Source organism: Acidovorax sp. FW305-C-20-28, from assembly GCF_058783375.1.
The window spans coordinates 1-16,113 of the sequence record NZ_JBYSYM010000050.1 but is presented as its reverse complement, the minus strand read 5'-3'; the positions used below and the strand labels follow the sequence as shown (position 1 = coordinate 16,113).

Here is a 16,113-nt window from a genome sequence, read left to right as displayed (position 1 = left end):
GCCCTCGCGCGCGGGGGCCTCGATTCGTACCATGAACCATCCACAAAAAGCCGGCATCCAGCCGGCACCACGGAGACAGATCCATGTACCTGACACAGTCGCTGCACCGCGCCATGCAGCAGCACCCAGAGCGCATCGCCGTGCGCTGCGGCAGCCGCCAGCACACCTTCCTCGAGCTGGGCGAGCGCGTGGCGCGCCTGGCGCGTGCCTTGCAGAAGCTGGGCATGCAGCCGGGCGACCGGGTCGCCATGCTGTCGCTGAACTCGGACCGCTACCTGGAATACCAGATGGCCGTGCCCTGGGGCGGCGGGGTGCTCAACCCTTGCAACACGCGCTGGTCGGCTGCCGAGATCGTGTATTCGCTCAACGACTCGGAGTCCACCATCCTGCTCGTCGACGAGACCTTCCGCGCCATGGCCGAGGGCTTCCGTGCCCAGGTCGCCACGGTGCGCGAGGTGGTCTATTGCGGTGACGGCGAGGTGCCTGCGGGCATGCACGGATACGAAGCGATCCTGGGCGCCGCAGAGCCCGCCCCCGATGCGCTGCGCCGCGGCGACGACCTGGCGGGCATCTTCTACACCGGCGGCACCACCGGCTTCCCCAAGGGCGTGATGCTCAGCCATGCCAACCTGTGCAGCGTGGGGCAGGCCGCGCGGTCCGAAGGCCTGGCCTCGCCGGGTGGCACCTACCTGCACGTGGCGCCCATGTTCCACCTGGCCGACATCGGCATGGGCATGCCCCACTGGATCGAGGGCAACACCCACACCGTGCTGCCCTCGTTCCAGCCCGAGCAGGTGCTGGCCACGCTGGATCGCGACCGCGTCACGCACGTGCTGCTGGTGCCTACCATGATCCAGATGCTGGTGGACCACCCGGCGATGCAGCTGCCGCGCGACCTCGGCGCGCTGCGCACCATCGTCTACGGTGCATCGCCGATATCCGAGGCGGTGCTCGAGCGTGCGATGGCGGCCCTGCCGGGCGTGGAGTTCGTGCAGGCCTATGGCATGACCGAGCTGTCGCCGATCGCCACCATCAACCCAGCGTGGTGCCACCAGGCCGAGGGACGGGCGCGCGGCAAGCTGCGCTCCGCCGGCCGGGCCACCCACTGCGTGGAGGTGCGCATCGTCGATGCCGATGACCAGGAGGTGCCGCGCGGCACCATCGGCGAGGTGGTGGTGCGCGGCCCCAATGTCATGCAGGGCTACTGGCGCCAGCCGGAGCTGACGGCCCAGGCCATCCGCAATGGCTGGATGCACACCGGCGACGGCGCCACCATGGACGACGAGGGCTTCATCTTCATCGCCGACCGGCTCAAGGACATGGTCATCACCGGCGGCGAGAATGTCTATTCCATCGAGGTCGAGAACGCGCTGGCCCAGCACCCGGCCGTGCTGACCTGCGCGGTGATCGGGGTGCCCAGCGACGAATGGGGCGAATCCGTGCACGCCGTCGTGGTGCTCCGGCCGGGGCAGGGCGTGGCGGTGGCAGACCTCGTGGCGCATTGCAAGGCGCTGATCGCGGGCTACAAGTGCCCGCGCAGCATCGATTTCGCCGAGGCGCTGCCGCTGTCCGGTGCCGGCAAGGTGCTCAAGACCCAGCTGCGCGAGCCGTTCTGGAAGAACCGCCAGCGTGCGGTTGCATAGCGGCACCTCCACCCACAACACACAACCAGGAAAGAAACCATGAGCCGTGATGTCTTTGTCACCGGGGTCGGCATGATCCCGTTCACCAAGCCCGGAGCGAACGCGCCGTACCCGGCGATGGCCTCGGAGGCCACGCGCAGGGCCCTGGCCGATGCCGGCATAGGCTACGAGCAGGTCCAGCAGGCCTATGTCGGCTATGTCTATGGCGACTCGACCGCCGGGCAGCGCGCCCTGTACGAGGTGGGGATGACGGGCATCCCCATCGTCAACGTCAACAACAACTGCTCCACCGGCTCGACCGCGCTGTTCCTGGCGCGCCAGGCCGTGGCCAGCGGTGCGGCGGAATGCGTGCTGGCACTCGGCTTCGAGCACATGAGCCCGGGCGCTTTAGGCGCCATGTTCAACGACCGCCCCAGCCCCTTCGAGAACTTCGACAAGGCCACGGACGAGCTGGTCGACCAGCCTGGCGTCCCGCTGGCGCTGCGCTACTTCGGCGGCGCAGGCCTGGCCCACATGCAGCAGTACGGCACCGCGCTGTCCACCTTCGCCGAGATACGCGCCAAGGCCAGCCGCCATGCGGCCAACAATCCCCTGGCGCTGTTCCGCAACGTGGTCACGGCGGAGGAGGTGCTGAACACCCCGGTGATGTGGCCCGGCGTGATGACCCGGCTCATGGCCTGCCCGCCCACCTGCGGCGCGGCGGCCGCCATCGTCTGCTCCGACGCCTTCGCGCAGCGCCACGGCCTCGATCGCACGGTGCGCATCCGCGCGCAGGCCATGACCACCGACCGGCCCGAGACCTTCGGGGCGCGCGACATGCGCGAGGTGGTGGGCTTCGGCATGGCGCGCGAGGCCGCGCGCCAGGTGTACGAGGCCGCTGGCATCGGCCCCGCGGAGGTGCAGGTGGTCGAGCTGCACGATTGCTTTGCCCACAACGAGCTGCTGAGCTACGAATCGCTGGGCCTGTGCCTCGAAGGCGGCGCCGAGAAATTCGTTCTCGACGGCGACAACACCTACGGCGGCAAGGTCGTCACCAACCCGTCCGGCGGCCTGTTGAGCAAGGGACACCCGCTGGGCGCCACAGGGCTGGCGCAGTGCACCGAGCTGGTCCAGCAGCTGCGTGGCACGGCCGAGAAGCGCCAGGTCGATGGCGCGCGGCTGGCGCTGCAGCACAACCTGGGCCTGGGCGGCGCCTGTGTCGTGACCCTGTATGAACGTGTATGACCAGGGAGCCACGATGATCGACAAGAAGTGGATCGGCCACGAGCTGCAGGCCTCGGTCCTGCCCATCGAGCGCACCCGGCTGCGCTTCTTCGCCAAGGCCATCGGCGAGACGGACCCGGTCTATACCGACGCCCAGGCGGCGCGCGATGCGGGGTATGCGGACATCCCCGCCCCACCGACCTTCCTGTTCGCGGCCGAGCTCGATTCGGGTGCGACCGACCGCCTGCTGGCGGACCTGGGCATCCCGTTTGCCAAGCTGCTCCATGGCGAGCAGGGCTTTGCGTACCACCGCCCGGCCTGCGCGGGCGACACGGTGACGGTGCGCTCGAAGATCACCGACGTCTACGACAAGAAGAACGGCGCGCTGGAGTTCGTCGTCAAGACCTCGCGCGCGACCAACCAGCAGGGCGAGCTCGTCGCCGAAATGCGCACCGTGCTGGTGTGCCGCCACTGAGCTCCCCATGACCACCCCCACCATCACTTTCGACACCATCGAGTTGGGCAGCGAGCTGCCCGCGCTGGAGGTTGTGCCCGTGGACCGCACCACGCTGTGCCTGTTCGCGGGCGCCTCGGGCGACCACAACGCCATCCACATCGATACCGACGTTGCGCGCCAGGCCGGCATGCCGGACGTGTTTGCCCAGGGCATGCTGGGCATGGCCTGGCTGGGGCGCCTGCTCACGCGCTGGGTGCCGCAAAGCCAGCTGCGGCGCTTGGACGTGCGCTTTCAGGGCATCACGCACCTGGGTAACGCCATGCGCTGCACGGCGCGCGTGGTGGAAAAGCTCGAGCACAACGGCGAGCGTTGTGTGCGCCTGGAGATCCAGAGCAGCAACCAGTTCGGACAGACCAAGATCGTCGGCGAAGCGCTCATCGCGCTGCCGTGAAACAAATCAGCACAGGACAACCCAGAATGACACCCAAACTCGAAGGCAAGGTCGCCCTCATCACCGGCTCGGGCCGTGGCATCGGCCGCGCCATCGCGCTCAAGCTCGCGTCCGAAGGCGCACGCATCGTCGTCAACGACCTGGACCCCGAACCCGCGCAGGAGACGGTCGATGCCATCCGCCAGGAGGGCGGCACGGCCACGGCCTGCGTGGGCAACGTGACGGCGCCCGACTTTGCCGAGCGCTTCGTCGGCACGGCGGTGCAGGAATACAAAGGCCTGGACATCCTCATCAACAACGCCGGCTACACCTGGGACAGCGTGGTGCAGAAGATGACGGACGAGCAGTGGTACGCCATGATCGACTGCCACTTGACTGCGCCGTTTCGCATCCTGCGTGCCGCGCAGCCCGTGATCCGCGCGCTGGGCAAGGCCGAGACCGATGCCGGCCAGCGCGTGGTGCGCAAGGTGGTCAACATCTCGTCGGTGGCCGGGCTGTTCGGCAATGCCGGCCAGGCCAACTACGCCACGGCCAAGGCCGGCATCCTGGGCATGACCCAGACCCTGGCCAAGGAGTGGGGGCGCATGAACGTCACCGTCAACTGCGTGGCCTACGGCTTCATCAAGACGCGCCTGACCAGCAGCGCGGCGGACCAGGCCACGGCCCACATCGACGGGCGCGACATCAAGGTCGGCATCAACCCCGAGCTGATGGCGATGATGGAGCGCAGCATACCGCTGGGCCGCGGCGGCACACCCGAAGAGGCGGCGGGCGCCGTGTACCTGCTGTGCATCCCCGAGTCGGACTATGTCAGCGGTCAGACGCTCATGTGCAGCGGCGGCCTCACGGGGATCTGAGCCATGCTGCCGCAGCTGTACCGCCATCGCTGGATGGACGACGAGATCGAGGCCTTTCGCGACCAGGTGCGCCGCTACATCGCCGGCGAGATGGCGCCGCACCTGGACGGGTGGCGCCGCCAGGGCTTCATCCCGCGAGAGGTCTGGCAGCCTTTCGGCCAGATGGGCTTCCTGCTGCCCGAGCTGGCCGAGGCCTACCAGGGCGCCGGTGCCTCGCTGGCCTACCAACTGGTGGTGCAGGACGAACTGGCCCGCGCCGAGATGCCGGCGAACACGGCCGTGCATTCCATCGCCGCCCACTACCTCATGGACTACGGCACCGAGGCGCAAAATCAGCGCTGGCTGCCCCGCCTTGCCAGCGGCGAGCTGCTGGCCGGCATCGCGCTCACCGAGCCCGGCTGCGGCTCGGACCTGAAGGCGCTGCGCACCCGCGCCCGCCGCGACGGGGATGGCTACGTCATCGACGGCGCCAAGACCTTCATCACCAACGGCTTCACCGCCAACCTGCTGGTGGTGGCCGTGCGCACCGGCGAGGCCGGCAGCCGTGGCGTGTCGCTGGTGGTGCTGGAGACGGAGAACCTGCCGGGTTTTCGCGTCGGCCGGCGCCTGGAAAAGCTCGGCCAGCACGCCTCCGACACGGCCGAGCTGTTCTTCGACAGCGTGCGCATCCCGGCGGGCCAGTTGCTCGGCCCCAAAGAGGGCGAGGGCTTCATCCAGCTCATGAGCCAGCTGCCCTATGAGCGCATGCTGCTGTGCGTGCCGGCCGCCGCCGTCATCGAGCGCGCGGTCGAACTCACGGTGGAATACACGAAGCAGCGCAAGGCCTTCGGGCAGAGCGTGTTCGACTTCCAGAACACGCGTTTCAAGCTGGCCGAATGCGCCACGCTGGCCCACGTGGCGCGCAGCTTCGTCAACGACTGCACCCAGCGCATGCTCGACGGCACCCTGGACAACGAGGCCGCCTACATGGCCAAGCTGTGGTGCACGGAGCAGCAGGGCAGGGTGACCGACGAGTGCCTGCAGCTGTTCGGCGGCTACGGCTACATGGTCGAGTACCCCATCGCCCGCATGTATGCCGATGCGCGCATCCAGCGCATCTACGGCGGCACCAGCGAGATCATGAAGGACCTGATTGCGCGCCGGCTGGGCATGTCATGACAGGTGGTTGAAGCACCCATCCCGGATGGCGGGCGTTTCAGTCTGACGCTGCAACGCGGCTTTGTCCTACATTTATTTACTTGGCAATAAAGTAATTGCCAAAATTGGCGTACATTGCCAGCATGGGTTGCGTCCGCTGGTGGACTGGCACCCCAACCGTGTACCACATCGTTGCTGCTGTCGCCATGGATCCGCTCCTTTCACGCCTCTCCGACTCCGTCATCCAGGCCAAGACGCTTGAACAGCTCACGCGCCCCTTGCTGGAGATGCTGGGCACGGTCACGCGGCTGGAATCTACCTACCTCACCACCATCGACCTGAAGCGGGCGCTGCAGCACGTGCTGTTCTCCCGCAACACCCACAAGATGCAGATCCCCGAGGGCCTGACCGTGCCCTGGGGCGATACCCTGTGCTACCGCGCCCTCAAGGAGGGCCGCATGTTCACCGCCGACGTGCAGGGCTGCTGGGGCGATTCGGACGCCGCGGCTGCGCTGGGCATCCAGACCTATGTGAGCATGCCGGTGCGGCTGTCCGACGGCGCCGTCTATGGCACGCTGTGCGCGGCCAGCGCCGAGCGCGCCGAGCTCTCGCCCGATACCGAGAAGATGCTGCAGCTGTTCGCCGGCCTCATTGCCCAGCAGGTCGAGCGCGAGCAATTGCTCGAGGAACTGCAGCGCAAGAACGCACAGCTGTCCACCATGGCGCTTGTCGACTCCCTCACCGGCCTGCCCAACCGCCGCGCGCTGTTCGACGAGCTCGAGCGCCTGCAGGCCCGCGCGCGCCGCGCGCAGGGGCAGGTGATGGTGGCCTTCCTGGACCTGGACGGCTTCAAGCAGGTCAACGACGAGCACGGCCACGAGGCCGGCGATGCGCTGCTGTGCGCCATTGCCGGCCAATTGCGCCAGGCCTTGCGCGAAAGTGATTACGTGGGCCGCTTCGGCGGCGACGAATTCGTCTTCGCCGGCCCGGGCCCGCGCAAGGGCATGGACAGCACCGAGGCGGTGCGCAGCCTGCGCCAGCGGCTCGAGGAAGCCACGGTCTGCCGTGTCACCCTGGCCGACCAGCGCACCCTGGACTACCCGGGGGCGAGCGTCGGGGTCATCTGCGTCGACCCCGACCAGTGCAGCTCCGACCTGGCCATCCGCCGTGCCGACCAGGCGATGTACTCGGCCAAGCAGGAACGGCGGGTGCTGGTGCACCACTGAGCCGCTGGCCCGCAATCGGGCTTTTCAGGCCTTGGGGCCCGAGCCGTGCTCGGCCTCGACGATCCTCGCTATGCGTCATTGGCGTTGCCCTAGGCCCGAAGCACCGCTGCGGCTGCTGCAGCCTGCGCGGGCTTGGCCGTGCGCACGCGCCGCGGTTCGGGCCCCTTGCCGCCATGCAGGTAGGTGTGCACCGCGGTGGGGGACTGGCCGACCAGGGCCACGGCTTCGCGCAGATCGGCCTCGCTGCAGTTCAGTGAGTCCATCCAGCCCTGGATCTCGTACGTCTGCGCGAGGTTCACAGAGGGAAAGGCCACGGGCGGAAGGGCGGGGTGGTGGTACATGGAAGGCTCCTCGGACAGTGCCGGCAGGGTGGTGGTGAGCCAGAATGTGCGCCAGCCCGGCAGGCGCCGGTGTAGTGGCAACGCGAATCCCTGCCGTAGGACAACACGCCTTGTCCGGGCTGCCCGGCTGCGGGACCGCTCAAGCCTTGGTGTCCACCGCCAGGCGCGTGCCCTGCCACTGGCCGCTGGTGCACAACTCGCGCACCACGTCGCCGATCAGGCGGAAGATCGCCCGCTTGGCATTGGTGGTGGGCAGGTGCACCGACAGGCACAGGCCGAGTGTGCGGTGCATGGCTGGCGCGACAATGCGGTGGGCGCGCAGCCGCTGCTCGCTGACCTCGCGCTGGGCCAGGCCCAGGGGCATGATGGTGGGGCCCAGGCCCGCCTCCACCGCGGCCTTGAGGGTGTAGACCGAATTGATCTCCGCCGCCACGCGCGCGGCCGGGTAGCCCGCGCTGCCCAGCGCCGTGTCCACCAGCCAGCGGGTGCAGTGGCCGTGCGCGTTGGCCGGCCATACCAGGGGGCGGGCGACGGCCTGGGCCAGGCTCACGTCGCCGGGCGGCAGGGCCAGCGGGTCCTGGGGCGATTCGAGAAAGACGAACTCCTCTTCGACCAGGGGCGTGAAGGTGGTGTCTTCCGATGGCATGGTGGGCGAGAAGATGGCCATGTCCACGCGCCCGCGCAGCAACTGGTCGACCATGTTGCCGGTCAGCTCCTCGTTGAGGTGCAATACCACTTCGGGGTAGCGGCGCGCGGCTGCCCGCATCAGCGGCAAGGCGATCATCGGCGACACGCTCTGCGGCACGGCGGCCACGACGGTGCCCACGACCGAATCGGCCGCCACGTGCACGGCGGCCTTGGCGTCCTGGACCTGCTTGGTGATGCCCTGGGCGTACTCGTAGAACACCTTGCCGGCCTCGGTCATGGCCACGCCGTTGCGCCCGCGCAGCAGCAACTGGGTGCCCAGCTCGCCTTCGAGCTCGGTCATCTGCTTGCTCAGCGCCGACTGCGCCACGTAGAGCTGCTGGGCCGCGCGCGACAGGCTGCCGCAGTCGACAATGGCCACGAAATACTTGAACTGGCGCAATTCCATCGGCAAATCTCCGGCCGCCCCTCCGTGCAGGCCAGGGGCGGCAGGCCATTGTAGGGAGGGCGTGGCAGGCCGCCACGCCCCCGGTGTCACTCCAGCACGCAGTCGAAGCTGGCGGCCGCGTTCACGTCGCCCGTGCCCTTGTAGCGCGGGTAGGCCGGGTGCTTGCACATCGGCCGCGCCATGGTGGTGGCACCCGCGGCGTCGGTCTTGCGCAGCAGCAGTTTTTGCTGCGAGGCGGGAACGCCTTGCTCCACCCAGGTGGCCATGGCCTGCAGCAGGTCGACCTTGTCGGGCCCCGCGCCGCCAAAGCAGTGGCCCACGCCCGGCGCCAGGAACAGCTCGACCGCCTCGTCGGCCTTGCGTTGGCCCAGGGTGGCAACCACCTGCTCGTAGTAGCGGGCGGTGTCGCGCGCGCTCACCGAGGTGTCGGTTGTGCCGTTCCACAGGATCAGCTTGGCGCCGCGCGCGTGCAGCGGGGCCAGGTTGGGGTCGGTCGCACCGAAAAGGCCGCCGACGGTGGCCATGCGGTCCAGCCACTGGTCGGGGTTCCAGGTGGCGGTGTCGAAGGACGCGTCGCGCGCGATGAAGGAGCGGATGAAGCCGTCCGAGAACAGGCCCTGCGTCGATGCGCCGGCAAGGCCCGCCTGCGGCCAGATGTACTCGCCCCAGCCCTTGGCCGAGTTCTCGCCGCCGAACGGATAACCCGGGTGCGACCAGCCACCATGGGCGGTCGCCACCGGCGAGGTGACGGTCTGCACCGTGGCGATCTGCGCGTCCGACAGGCAGCTGTCGCCGGTGTCGGCGCCGCCCGTGCAGCGCAGTGCCCTGGCGTCGAACTGGCAGGCGGCGGGCCGGGCGATGATGCCGTCGTTCAGGCCGTCGAGCCCGTCGCACTGCGCCAGCACCGCATTGGCCAGCAGGTTCTGCTTGGCGGCGTTGAGCGCTCCGCCGGGCCCCTTGACCTGCCGGGCGATGCGGTTGAACTGCACGAACAGCCCCATCACGTTGCCGGCGGGCGCCCGCGCGACGATGCCGTCGAAGTCCTCGGGAAAGCGCTGGGCCTGCATGAGCGCATCGTGCCCGCCCATGGAGCAGCCTTCGAAGTAGCTGCGCGTGGGCGGCGTGCCGAAGAACTGGGCCATGACCTCCTTGCCGGGCGGCAGGGCGCGGTGCTCGGACTGCTGCGCAAAGTCGAGCAGTTTGGCGGCATCGAGCGCGAACTCGCCCTTGAAATAGTTCAGGTCGCGCGGCGGCGGGTAGTCGTAGCCGCCGTTGGTGCCGATGGTCGCGTAGCGCTCGGTGAAGATGGATTCGCTGAACTGCGCCGCAGCGGCCGTGGGCATGGCGCCGTCGAAACCGCCACCGCCCAGGAAGGCGAGCTTGCCGTTCCAGCCCGTGGTGGGCAACCGGGCCTCGAAGCGCAGGGCCGAGTCCTTGAAGCGGGCCGTCACCACGCAGTATTCGGGCTGGGGCGGCGCCGCGGCAGCCAGCTTGGCGTCGTCGATCACCACGCTGCCGTTGGCCAGGGTCTTGCCCTGCAGGGTGGCGCATTTCTCGGCCAGCGGCATGGCAGGCGCGCCGTCGCCGCCGCAGCCGGCCAGGGTGGCGAGTGCGGCCGCAGGCAGTAGCAACCATTGCATCAGTTTCGTCATGGTGGTTCTCCTCAGTGGGGGTGGCGGTCCGGGCCGGCCGCCGCGACGACCTTGCCGGGGTTGAAGATGTTGTGCGGGTCCAGCGCCTGCTTCACGGCGCGCATCAGCGCCACGCCCTCGGCACCGTGTTCCTCGGCCAGGTAGTGCTGCTTGTGCAGGCCCACGCCATGCTCGCCCGTGCAGGTGCCGCCATGGCGCAGCGCGCGCTGCACCAGCCGGTGGCTGAAGGCTTCGGCGGCGGCGTTCTCCTCGGCGCTGGCCGGGTCCACCAGCACCAGGCAGTGGAAATTGCCGTCGCCCACGTGGCCGAACACCGGCGCGAGCAGGCCGTGCTCGGCCAGGTCGGCCTGTGTTTCGTCGATGCACTGCGCCAGCGCGGACAGGGGCACGCAGGCATCGGTGGTCAGGCTGCGGCTGCCGGGCTTGAGCTGCAGGCAGGCGAAGTAGGCATGGTGGCGCGGCGTCCACAGGCGCGAGCGCTCCTCGGGCAGGTGCGCCCACTCGAAGTCACCGCCGCCATGGCTGGCGGCGATTTCGCGCACGGTGTCCGACTGCTCGGCGATCTGCGCCTGGCTGCCGCAGAACTCCAGGAACAGCGTGGGGTGTTCGCTCAGCGTGGTCCGGCTGTGGGCGTTCACGGCGCGCAGGGTCAGCGCATCGAGCATCTCGGCGCGCGCCAGCGGCACGCCCATCTGGATCGACTCGATCACACAGTCCACCGCGGCCCGCACACTGGGGAAGTGCACCACCGCTGCGGCGCAGGCCTCGGGGTGCGGGTGCAGGCGCACCGTGGCCTCTGTGATCAGGCCCAGTGTGCCCTCCGACCCGCAGTACAGCTGCGTGAGGTTGTAGCCCGCCGCGCTCTTGCGTGCCCGCGAGGCGGTGCGCACCACCTCGCCGCTGGCGGTGACCACCGTCAGGCTCACCAGGTTGTCGCGCATGGTGCCGTAGCGCACAGTGTTGGTGCCGGATGCCGCGGTGGCCACCATCCCGCCGATGGAGGCATCGGCCCCCGGGTCCACCGAGAAGAAGAAGCCGGTGCCCGCCAGCGCGGCATTGAGCTGCCCGCGTGTCACGCCGGCCTGCACGGTGGCCGTGAGGTCGCCGGGGCGGATGGCGAGCACCTGGTTCATCTGCGAGAAGTCCACGCAGACACCCCCCTCGACGGCCAGCAGGTGCCCCTCGACCGAGGAGCCCACGCCGAAGCCGATGATCGGCACGCGCTCGTGCGCGCAGGCCTGCACGACAAAGGCCACCTCCTCGCTGCTGTGCACGTAGACCACGGCATCGGGCGGCTGGGGCAGGTAGGCCGACTCGTCCGTACCGTGCTGCAGCAGCACGGCCTGGCTGGTGGAGCAGCGATCGCCGAAACGCTGGCGCAGGCGCGCGATCAGGCCGGGGGAGGGCGCGCGGCGTTGCGTGCGCGCAGGGGGACTCAGTTCCGCAAGCATGGGAAGTCTCTTTCTGGACAAAGGGGGAGGGCGCTGCAGGCAGCGCCGCAGGGTCAGCGCGTGGGGGTGGGCTTCTCGGGCCTGGCGAACAGCACCAGCACTGCGCCGACCACCAGCAGGGCGGCCAGCATGTGCAGGCCCGCGTCGGTGCTCTGGGTCGCGTCCTTGATCACGCCGATCAGATAGGGCGCCGAAAATCCCGAGAGGTTGCCGAAGGAGTTGATGAAGGCAATGCCGGCCGCTGCCGCCGCACCGCCCAGGAAGGCCGTGGGCATGCCCCAGAAGATGGGCAGGGTGGCCATGATGCCCATGGTCGCCAGCGTGAGCCCGGCCATGGCGTACACCGCATTGCCGCGCAAGGCCACGCTCAGCACCAGGCCGAGTGCACCGACCACGGCGGCGCTGGCGCTGTGCCAGCGGTACTCGAGCCGGCGGTCCGCGCTGCGCGCCACCAGGTACATCGCCACCACGCCGAAGGACCAGGGAATGGCGCTGACCAGGCCGATGTCCAGCGCGCCCTGGACGCCCAGGGCCTTGATGATGCTGGGCAGCCAGAACGAGATGCCGTACAGCCCCGAGACGAAGGCGAAGTACACCAGCGCCAGCAGCCACACGCGTGGATTGGACAGCACCGCCAGGATCCTGGGCGCTGCCTTGCCGGCCTCTTCGGCAGCGATCTCGCGGGCGATCAGCGCGCGTTCTTCCGGGGTGAGCCAGCGCGCGTCCTTCACGCGGTCGTCCAGGCAGCGCCACACCACCAGGCCCAGCGCCACGGTGGGCAGGCCCTGCAGCAAAAACAGCCATTGCCAACCGGCCCAGCCGTTGATTCCGCCCATGCCCTGCAGGATCCAGCCCGAAACCGGGCCGCCCAGGATGCCCGCGAACGGAATGGCGGCCAGGAACAGCGAGGTCGCCTTGCCGCGCCGCGCCGCAGGGTACCAGTAGGTGAGGTACAGGATGATGCCCGGGAAGAACCCCGCCTCCGCCGCGCCCAGCAGGAAGCGGACCACGTAGAACGAGGTGGGCGAGCTGACGAACATGGTTCCCGCCGAGAGCAGGCCCCAGGTGACCATGATGCGCGCGATCCAGCGGCGTGCGCCCACGCGGTGCAGCACCACGTTGCTGGGCACCTCGAAGAGGAAGTAGCCCAGGAAGAAGATGCCGGCACCCAGGCCGTACACCGCCTCGCTGAACTGCAGGTCGCCCTGCATCTGCAGCTTGGCGAAGCCCACGTTCACGCGGTCCAGGTAGGCCACGATGTAGCACAGGAAGAGCAGTGGCAGCAGGCGCCAGCCGACCTTGCGGTAGGTCGCGTCGGCCAGGTCGTCGGTCGCGCTGTGCGGGTACGGCTGCGTGATGGCGGGGGAGCCCATGGATGTCTCGCTTTCGTTGTTGGTGTGGCGAGATGGTTGCACCGGTGCCGGCCTGCACCGCCGGGGGTTACTACGCAAAATGCATATGGATTGGCGAGCTTCGTATCTCTGAAAGAGATGCCCGCTCGGGCAGCCTGGCGCAGGCTCAGGCGGCAAACAGGGCCCGGTTCTCGCGGAACACCTCGAGCAGGTGCTGCACCACGGCGCGTATTGGGCCCGCATGCCGGTCCTGCCCACGGGTCAGCACGAAGATCTCGCGTGCCGGTGGCAGCGCTGCCAGCGCGCAGGGCTGCAACTCGGGCACCTGCCGACCGATGTAATGCGGCAGCAGGGCAATGCCTGCGCCGGCCCGCGCGGCGGTGGCCTGCAGGACCTGATTTTCGGCGCGCAGGGAAAAGCGCGCGCGCGGGAACTGCTGCACCAGCCAGTTCGATTCGGGCATGCCCGAATGCTGCTCGTCGAAGCTGATGAAGACCGGTGGCTCACCCCGCTCGATCTCCTCGCAGCGCTGGCGGGTGCCATAGAAGCCAAAGGCCATCCGGCCCGCGAGCCTGGCGATCAGGTCGCCGTCGGCGGGCCGCCCCAGGCGCACGGCAATGTCGGCCTGGCGCCGGTTGAGGCTGATGGCGTGCAGGTCCGTCGCCAGGTCGATGTCCAGCCCCGGGTGGAGCACGGTGACCCGGGCCAGCTGCGCTGCCAGAAAGGCATGGGCCAGCGCCGGCGGTGCATTGATGCGCACCAGCCCGCGCAGGGCCTCCCCCTGGCCCTGCTCGGCACGGGTCAGTGCCTGTGCGGCCGCCTCCATGCCGGTGGCCGCCTGCAGCGCCACCTCGCCCGCCGGGGTCAGCAGATAGCCGTCGGGCCGGCGCTCGACGAGCTTTTCGCCCATGCTGTGCTCCAGCGACTGCAGGCGCCGGGCAATGGTTGCGTGGTTCACCTGCAGCGCCCGGGCCGCGGCCGACAGGCTGCGGTAGCGCCCCAATGCCAGGAAGACGCGCACGTCCTGCCAGTCGACCTCTGTGCGTTTTCTATCAGCCATTGTGCGAGGATAACGGCTACCGCTCCCAGGGGGGCGTCCCTACTCTATGGAGGGCGTCGGGAGACCCCGTCGCAGTCCATCTGTACCGACACTTCCCCAAGGAGTTTTCATGAGTGAGAAAAAAGTCGCCATCGTCACGGGCGCATCGCAGGGCATCGGCGCGGGCATCGTTGCCGCCTACCGCCGGCACGGTTTTGCCGTGGTTGCCACGTCGCGCAACATCCAGCCTGGCGCCGATGCGGATGTGTTTGCCGTGGCGGGCGATGTGCGCGATCGATCGGCCGCCGAGCGCCTGGTGGCCGCCGCGCTGGAGCGTTTCGGCCGCATCGACACGCTGGTCAACAACGCCGGCATCTTCCTGGGCAAGCCGTTCACCGAGTACACCGCCGAAGAGTTCGGGCGCGTGGTGGATGTGAACCTGGCCGGCTTCTTCCACACCACGCAGGCCGTGCTGCCCCATCTGCTGCGCCAGGGCCACGGCCACATCGTGCAGATCACCACGACCCTGGTGCACCAGGCGATCGCGGGCGCTCCCTCGGGCCTGGCGCTGCTGACCAAGGGCGGGCTGGACGCGGTGACCCGCGGCCTGGCCATCGAGTACGCGCAGAGCGGCGTGCGCGTGAACGCGGTCGCGCCCGGCATCATCAAGACGCCCATGCACGACCCGGCGGCGCACGGCGTTCTCGCCGGCATGCACCCCATGGGGCGCATGGGCGAGGTCTCCGAGGTGGCCGAGGCCGTGATGTACCTGGAGAACGCGGCCTTCGTCACGGGCGAGACCCTCAATGTCGACGGCGGCCAGCATGCCGGCCGCTGGTAGGGAGAGTGCCATGCCTTACGTCAACATCAAGGTTACGCGCGAGGGCACCGCGCCCGGCGCCAGTGCCACCACCGCGGAGCAAAAGCGCGCCCTGATCCAGGGCGTCTCCGACCTGCTGTACCAGGTCATGGGCAAGCCGCACGACTCCACCTTCGTGGTCATCGACGAGGTCGACCTCGACAACTGGGGCGTGGGCGGCGTGACCGTGCCCGAGTGGCGTGCGCGGAACCAGGGGCAGCCGGGCTGATGGACCCCACTGCAGGGCGGTGCCGGTCTTCCAGGACTGGCCCAGCCTAAAAGCGGTCTACAAAGCCGAGGTTCCCAGAAGGCGGGTGCCCACCACAGGCCAGGACGGTAGTTTGCTGTGCAAGCTGTGCCTTGAAGTGAGATATCGTTGCGCTGCAGGACCATTCGCGCGCAGCCCCGCGTTGTGCAGGGCAGCCGCTTCGTGTGTCCGTGTGGAGCGGTGCGGGTGCTCGGTGGCACCTCGTCGCCGCACCGCTACAACCAGAAAGGGAGTGTCGGTATGTTGGGGGATCTCTGGCAGGCTTTGGGAGATGACGGCGCCGTGAGTTTTCACGTTCTGGAGCGCCTGAAAGAGTTCGAGGTCACGGCGGTGCGCGACCACCATCGTTTGCCGGATGGCTCTGTCGAGGCGGGGCTGATGACGCTGGACATGGGCCTCTTTTCTGTGGCGCTCTGGCTCAGCTCGAATGGCGACGCCCTCACCGTGCAGTCTGTCTACCCCTTCATCCGGGATGGTGTGCTGGTGGAGTGCGAGATCGAGTCGGTCCTGCCGTCTTCCCACCCTGTCGATGGATTCATTCAAGCGGTGGGGCAGGGCGAATCGTTCACCTTCATGGATGTGCTGTTCGGTGCGAACCGCGAGGGCTATCGGGAGCGCAATCAAAAGGCTTTCTACCTGGGCGGCTTCATGCTCCATGTGCGGCCCTTTCAACAGCTGCTCGACGCCATGGGCAGTGACCTGGAGAAGCAGCAGTTCATGGAGCAACTGGGTGAGCGGGGCGGGGCGTTCATCACCCCATCGCCTTCGGCGCAGCAGGCCCCGGAGTCCTATCTCTACATTGGCCCCATTGGTGCTGTCAGCACCGGGGAGGTGATGGGCCTGCCGATCTACAGAACTACCTTGCGTTGGTCTCTGGGTTGTTTGGAGCCCATCTCGCTGCCCGTGGTGTTCGGCGCTAACACCATGACGCCGGGCGACTGGGTGCCGGAGGAAGGGCAGTGTATTTCGGCGATGGTCCTTTTGCAGGGCTGTGAGGCGCACCAGATCTAACAGGCTGTTGAAATTCACCGCTTGCCACCGAAAGCCCCCCGCTTTAAGTTGCAGGCGCTCAGCAGACGGCTTG

The 16,113-nt window shown here is 68.6% G+C and carries 16 protein-coding genes; 10 read left to right on the top strand and 6 right to left on the bottom strand.

Annotation, left to right across the window (positions count from 1 at the left end):
- Nucleotides 1-83 precede the first annotated feature (83 nt).
- The 7 genes from AC3WOH_RS32480 (at nucleotide 84) to AC3WOH_RS32450 (ending at nucleotide 6,974) form a co-directional block, all read left to right on the top strand.
- On the top strand, nucleotides 84-1,643 hold the full coding sequence (locus tag AC3WOH_RS32480) for a long-chain-fatty-acid--CoA ligase (protein ID WP_492233461.1): 1,560 nt from the start codon (nucleotides 84-86) through the stop codon (nucleotides 1,641-1,643).
- Nucleotides 1,644-1,682: 39 nt separating this feature from the next.
- Entirely contained in the window at nucleotides 1,683-2,867 is a 1,185-nt protein-coding gene (locus AC3WOH_RS32475; protein ID WP_492233460.1) for a lipid-transfer protein, read from the top strand.
- Nucleotides 2,868-2,880: 13 nt separating this feature from the next.
- Nucleotides 2,881-3,321, top strand: coding sequence for a MaoC family dehydratase N-terminal domain-containing protein (locus tag AC3WOH_RS32470; RefSeq protein WP_492233459.1), 441 nt, complete (start codon nucleotides 2,881-2,883; stop codon nucleotides 3,319-3,321).
- A 7-nt stretch (nucleotides 3,322-3,328) separates the two neighbouring features.
- Nucleotides 3,329-3,754, top strand: a complete 426-nt coding sequence (locus AC3WOH_RS32465; RefSeq protein WP_492233458.1) for a MaoC/PaaZ C-terminal domain-containing protein — start codon at nucleotides 3,329-3,331, stop codon at nucleotides 3,752-3,754.
- A gap of 26 nt (nucleotides 3,755-3,780) precedes the next feature.
- A complete protein-coding gene (locus AC3WOH_RS32460) occupies nucleotides 3,781-4,611 on the top strand; it encodes an SDR family NAD(P)-dependent oxidoreductase (RefSeq protein WP_492233457.1) in 831 nt (276 codons plus the stop codon).
- A 3-nt stretch (nucleotides 4,612-4,614) separates the two neighbouring features.
- Nucleotides 4,615-5,769, top strand: a complete 1,155-nt coding sequence (locus tag AC3WOH_RS32455) for an acyl-CoA dehydrogenase family protein (protein WP_492233456.1) — start codon at nucleotides 4,615-4,617, stop codon at nucleotides 5,767-5,769.
- A gap of 185 nt (nucleotides 5,770-5,954) precedes the next feature.
- The gene (locus AC3WOH_RS32450; protein WP_492233455.1) at nucleotides 5,955-6,974 is read left to right on the top strand and encodes a sensor domain-containing diguanylate cyclase; all 1,020 of its coding nucleotides are present in this window, start codon (nucleotides 5,955-5,957) and stop codon (nucleotides 6,972-6,974) included.
- A gap of 89 nt (nucleotides 6,975-7,063) precedes the next feature.
- Here AC3WOH_RS32450 and AC3WOH_RS32445 read toward each other — a convergent pair whose 3' ends face one another.
- From AC3WOH_RS32445 to AC3WOH_RS32420, 6 genes are all read right to left on the bottom strand, one after another.
- Nucleotides 7,064-7,315 (bottom strand): DUF3606 domain-containing protein, encoded by a 252-nt coding sequence (locus tag AC3WOH_RS32445; RefSeq protein WP_492233454.1) that lies wholly within the window; start codon nucleotides 7,313-7,315, stop codon nucleotides 7,064-7,066.
- 139 nt (nucleotides 7,316-7,454) lie between these two features.
- Nucleotides 7,455-8,408, bottom strand: coding sequence for a LysR substrate-binding domain-containing protein (locus tag AC3WOH_RS32440; protein WP_492233453.1), 954 nt, complete (start codon nucleotides 8,406-8,408; stop codon nucleotides 7,455-7,457).
- An 86-nt stretch (nucleotides 8,409-8,494) separates the two neighbouring features.
- Nucleotides 8,495-10,060 carry a tannase/feruloyl esterase family alpha/beta hydrolase gene (locus AC3WOH_RS32435; RefSeq protein WP_492233452.1) on the bottom strand — a complete coding sequence of 522 codons (1,566 nt, stop codon included), beginning with the start codon at nucleotides 10,058-10,060 and terminating at the stop codon, nucleotides 8,495-8,497.
- An 11-nt stretch (nucleotides 10,061-10,071) separates the two neighbouring features.
- Nucleotides 10,072-11,511 carry an FAD-binding oxidoreductase gene (locus AC3WOH_RS32430; protein WP_492233451.1) on the bottom strand — a complete coding sequence of 480 codons (1,440 nt, stop codon included), beginning with the start codon at nucleotides 11,509-11,511 and terminating at the stop codon, nucleotides 10,072-10,074.
- Between the two features lie 53 nt (nucleotides 11,512-11,564).
- Complete coding sequence (locus AC3WOH_RS32425; protein ID WP_492233450.1) at nucleotides 11,565-12,884, bottom strand: MFS transporter; 1,320 nt, start codon at nucleotides 12,882-12,884, stop codon at nucleotides 11,565-11,567.
- 145 nt (nucleotides 12,885-13,029) lie between these two features.
- Entirely contained in the window at nucleotides 13,030-13,923 is an 894-nt protein-coding gene (locus AC3WOH_RS32420) for a LysR family transcriptional regulator (RefSeq protein ID WP_492233449.1), read from the bottom strand.
- Nucleotides 13,924-14,032: 109 nt separating this feature from the next.
- Between AC3WOH_RS32420 and AC3WOH_RS32415 the strand changes: the two genes are divergently transcribed.
- The 3 genes from AC3WOH_RS32415 to AC3WOH_RS32405 all read left to right on the top strand — a co-directional run bounded on the left by AC3WOH_RS32415 (nucleotide 14,033) and on the right by AC3WOH_RS32405 (nucleotide 16,040).
- Entirely contained in the window at nucleotides 14,033-14,743 is a 711-nt protein-coding gene (locus AC3WOH_RS32415; protein ID WP_492233448.1) for an SDR family NAD(P)-dependent oxidoreductase, read from the top strand.
- A gap of 10 nt (nucleotides 14,744-14,753) precedes the next feature.
- A complete protein-coding gene (locus AC3WOH_RS32410) occupies nucleotides 14,754-14,990 on the top strand; it encodes a tautomerase family protein (protein WP_492233447.1) in 237 nt (78 codons plus the stop codon).
- Nucleotides 14,991-15,215: 225 nt separating this feature from the next.
- Complete coding sequence (locus tag AC3WOH_RS32405) at nucleotides 15,216-16,040, top strand: hypothetical protein (protein ID WP_492233446.1); 825 nt, start codon at nucleotides 15,216-15,218, stop codon at nucleotides 16,038-16,040.
- Nucleotides 16,041-16,113: the final 73 nt, after the last annotated feature.

Bases quoted from the DNA above. Each gene is read 5' to 3' on its own strand.
- AC3WOH_RS32480 (WP_492233461.1), top strand. From the start codon at position 84: ATGTACCTGACACAGTCGCTGCACCGCGCCATGCAGCAGCACCCAGAG.
- AC3WOH_RS32475 (WP_492233460.1), top strand. From the start codon at position 1,683: ATGAGCCGTGATGTCTTTGTCACCGGGGTCGGCATGATCCCGTTCACC.
- AC3WOH_RS32470 (WP_492233459.1), top strand. From the start codon at position 2,881: ATGATCGACAAGAAGTGGATCGGCCACGAGCTGCAGGCCTCGGTCCTG.
- AC3WOH_RS32465 (WP_492233458.1), top strand. From the start codon at position 3,329: ATGACCACCCCCACCATCACTTTCGACACCATCGAGTTGGGCAGCGAG.
- AC3WOH_RS32460 (WP_492233457.1), top strand. From the start codon at position 3,781: ATGACACCCAAACTCGAAGGCAAGGTCGCCCTCATCACCGGCTCGGGC.
- AC3WOH_RS32455 (WP_492233456.1), top strand. From the start codon at position 4,615: ATGCTGCCGCAGCTGTACCGCCATCGCTGGATGGACGACGAGATCGAG.
- AC3WOH_RS32450 (WP_492233455.1), top strand. From the start codon at position 5,955: ATGGATCCGCTCCTTTCACGCCTCTCCGACTCCGTCATCCAGGCCAAG.
- AC3WOH_RS32445 (WP_492233454.1), bottom strand. From the start codon at position 7,315: ATGTACCACCACCCCGCCCTTCCGCCCGTGGCCTTTCCCTCTGTGAAC.
- AC3WOH_RS32440 (WP_492233453.1), bottom strand. From the start codon at position 8,408: ATGGAATTGCGCCAGTTCAAGTATTTCGTGGCCATTGTCGACTGCGGC.
- AC3WOH_RS32435 (WP_492233452.1), bottom strand. From the start codon at position 10,060: ATGACGAAACTGATGCAATGGTTGCTACTGCCTGCGGCCGCACTCGCC.
- AC3WOH_RS32430 (WP_492233451.1), bottom strand. From the start codon at position 11,511: ATGCTTGCGGAACTGAGTCCCCCTGCGCGCACGCAACGCCGCGCGCCC.
- AC3WOH_RS32425 (WP_492233450.1), bottom strand. From the start codon at position 12,884: ATGGGCTCCCCCGCCATCACGCAGCCGTACCCGCACAGCGCGACCGAC.
- AC3WOH_RS32420 (WP_492233449.1), bottom strand. From the start codon at position 13,923: ATGGCTGATAGAAAACGCACAGAGGTCGACTGGCAGGACGTGCGCGTC.
- AC3WOH_RS32415 (WP_492233448.1), top strand. From the start codon at position 14,033: ATGAGTGAGAAAAAAGTCGCCATCGTCACGGGCGCATCGCAGGGCATC.
- AC3WOH_RS32410 (WP_492233447.1), top strand. From the start codon at position 14,754: ATGCCTTACGTCAACATCAAGGTTACGCGCGAGGGCACCGCGCCCGGC.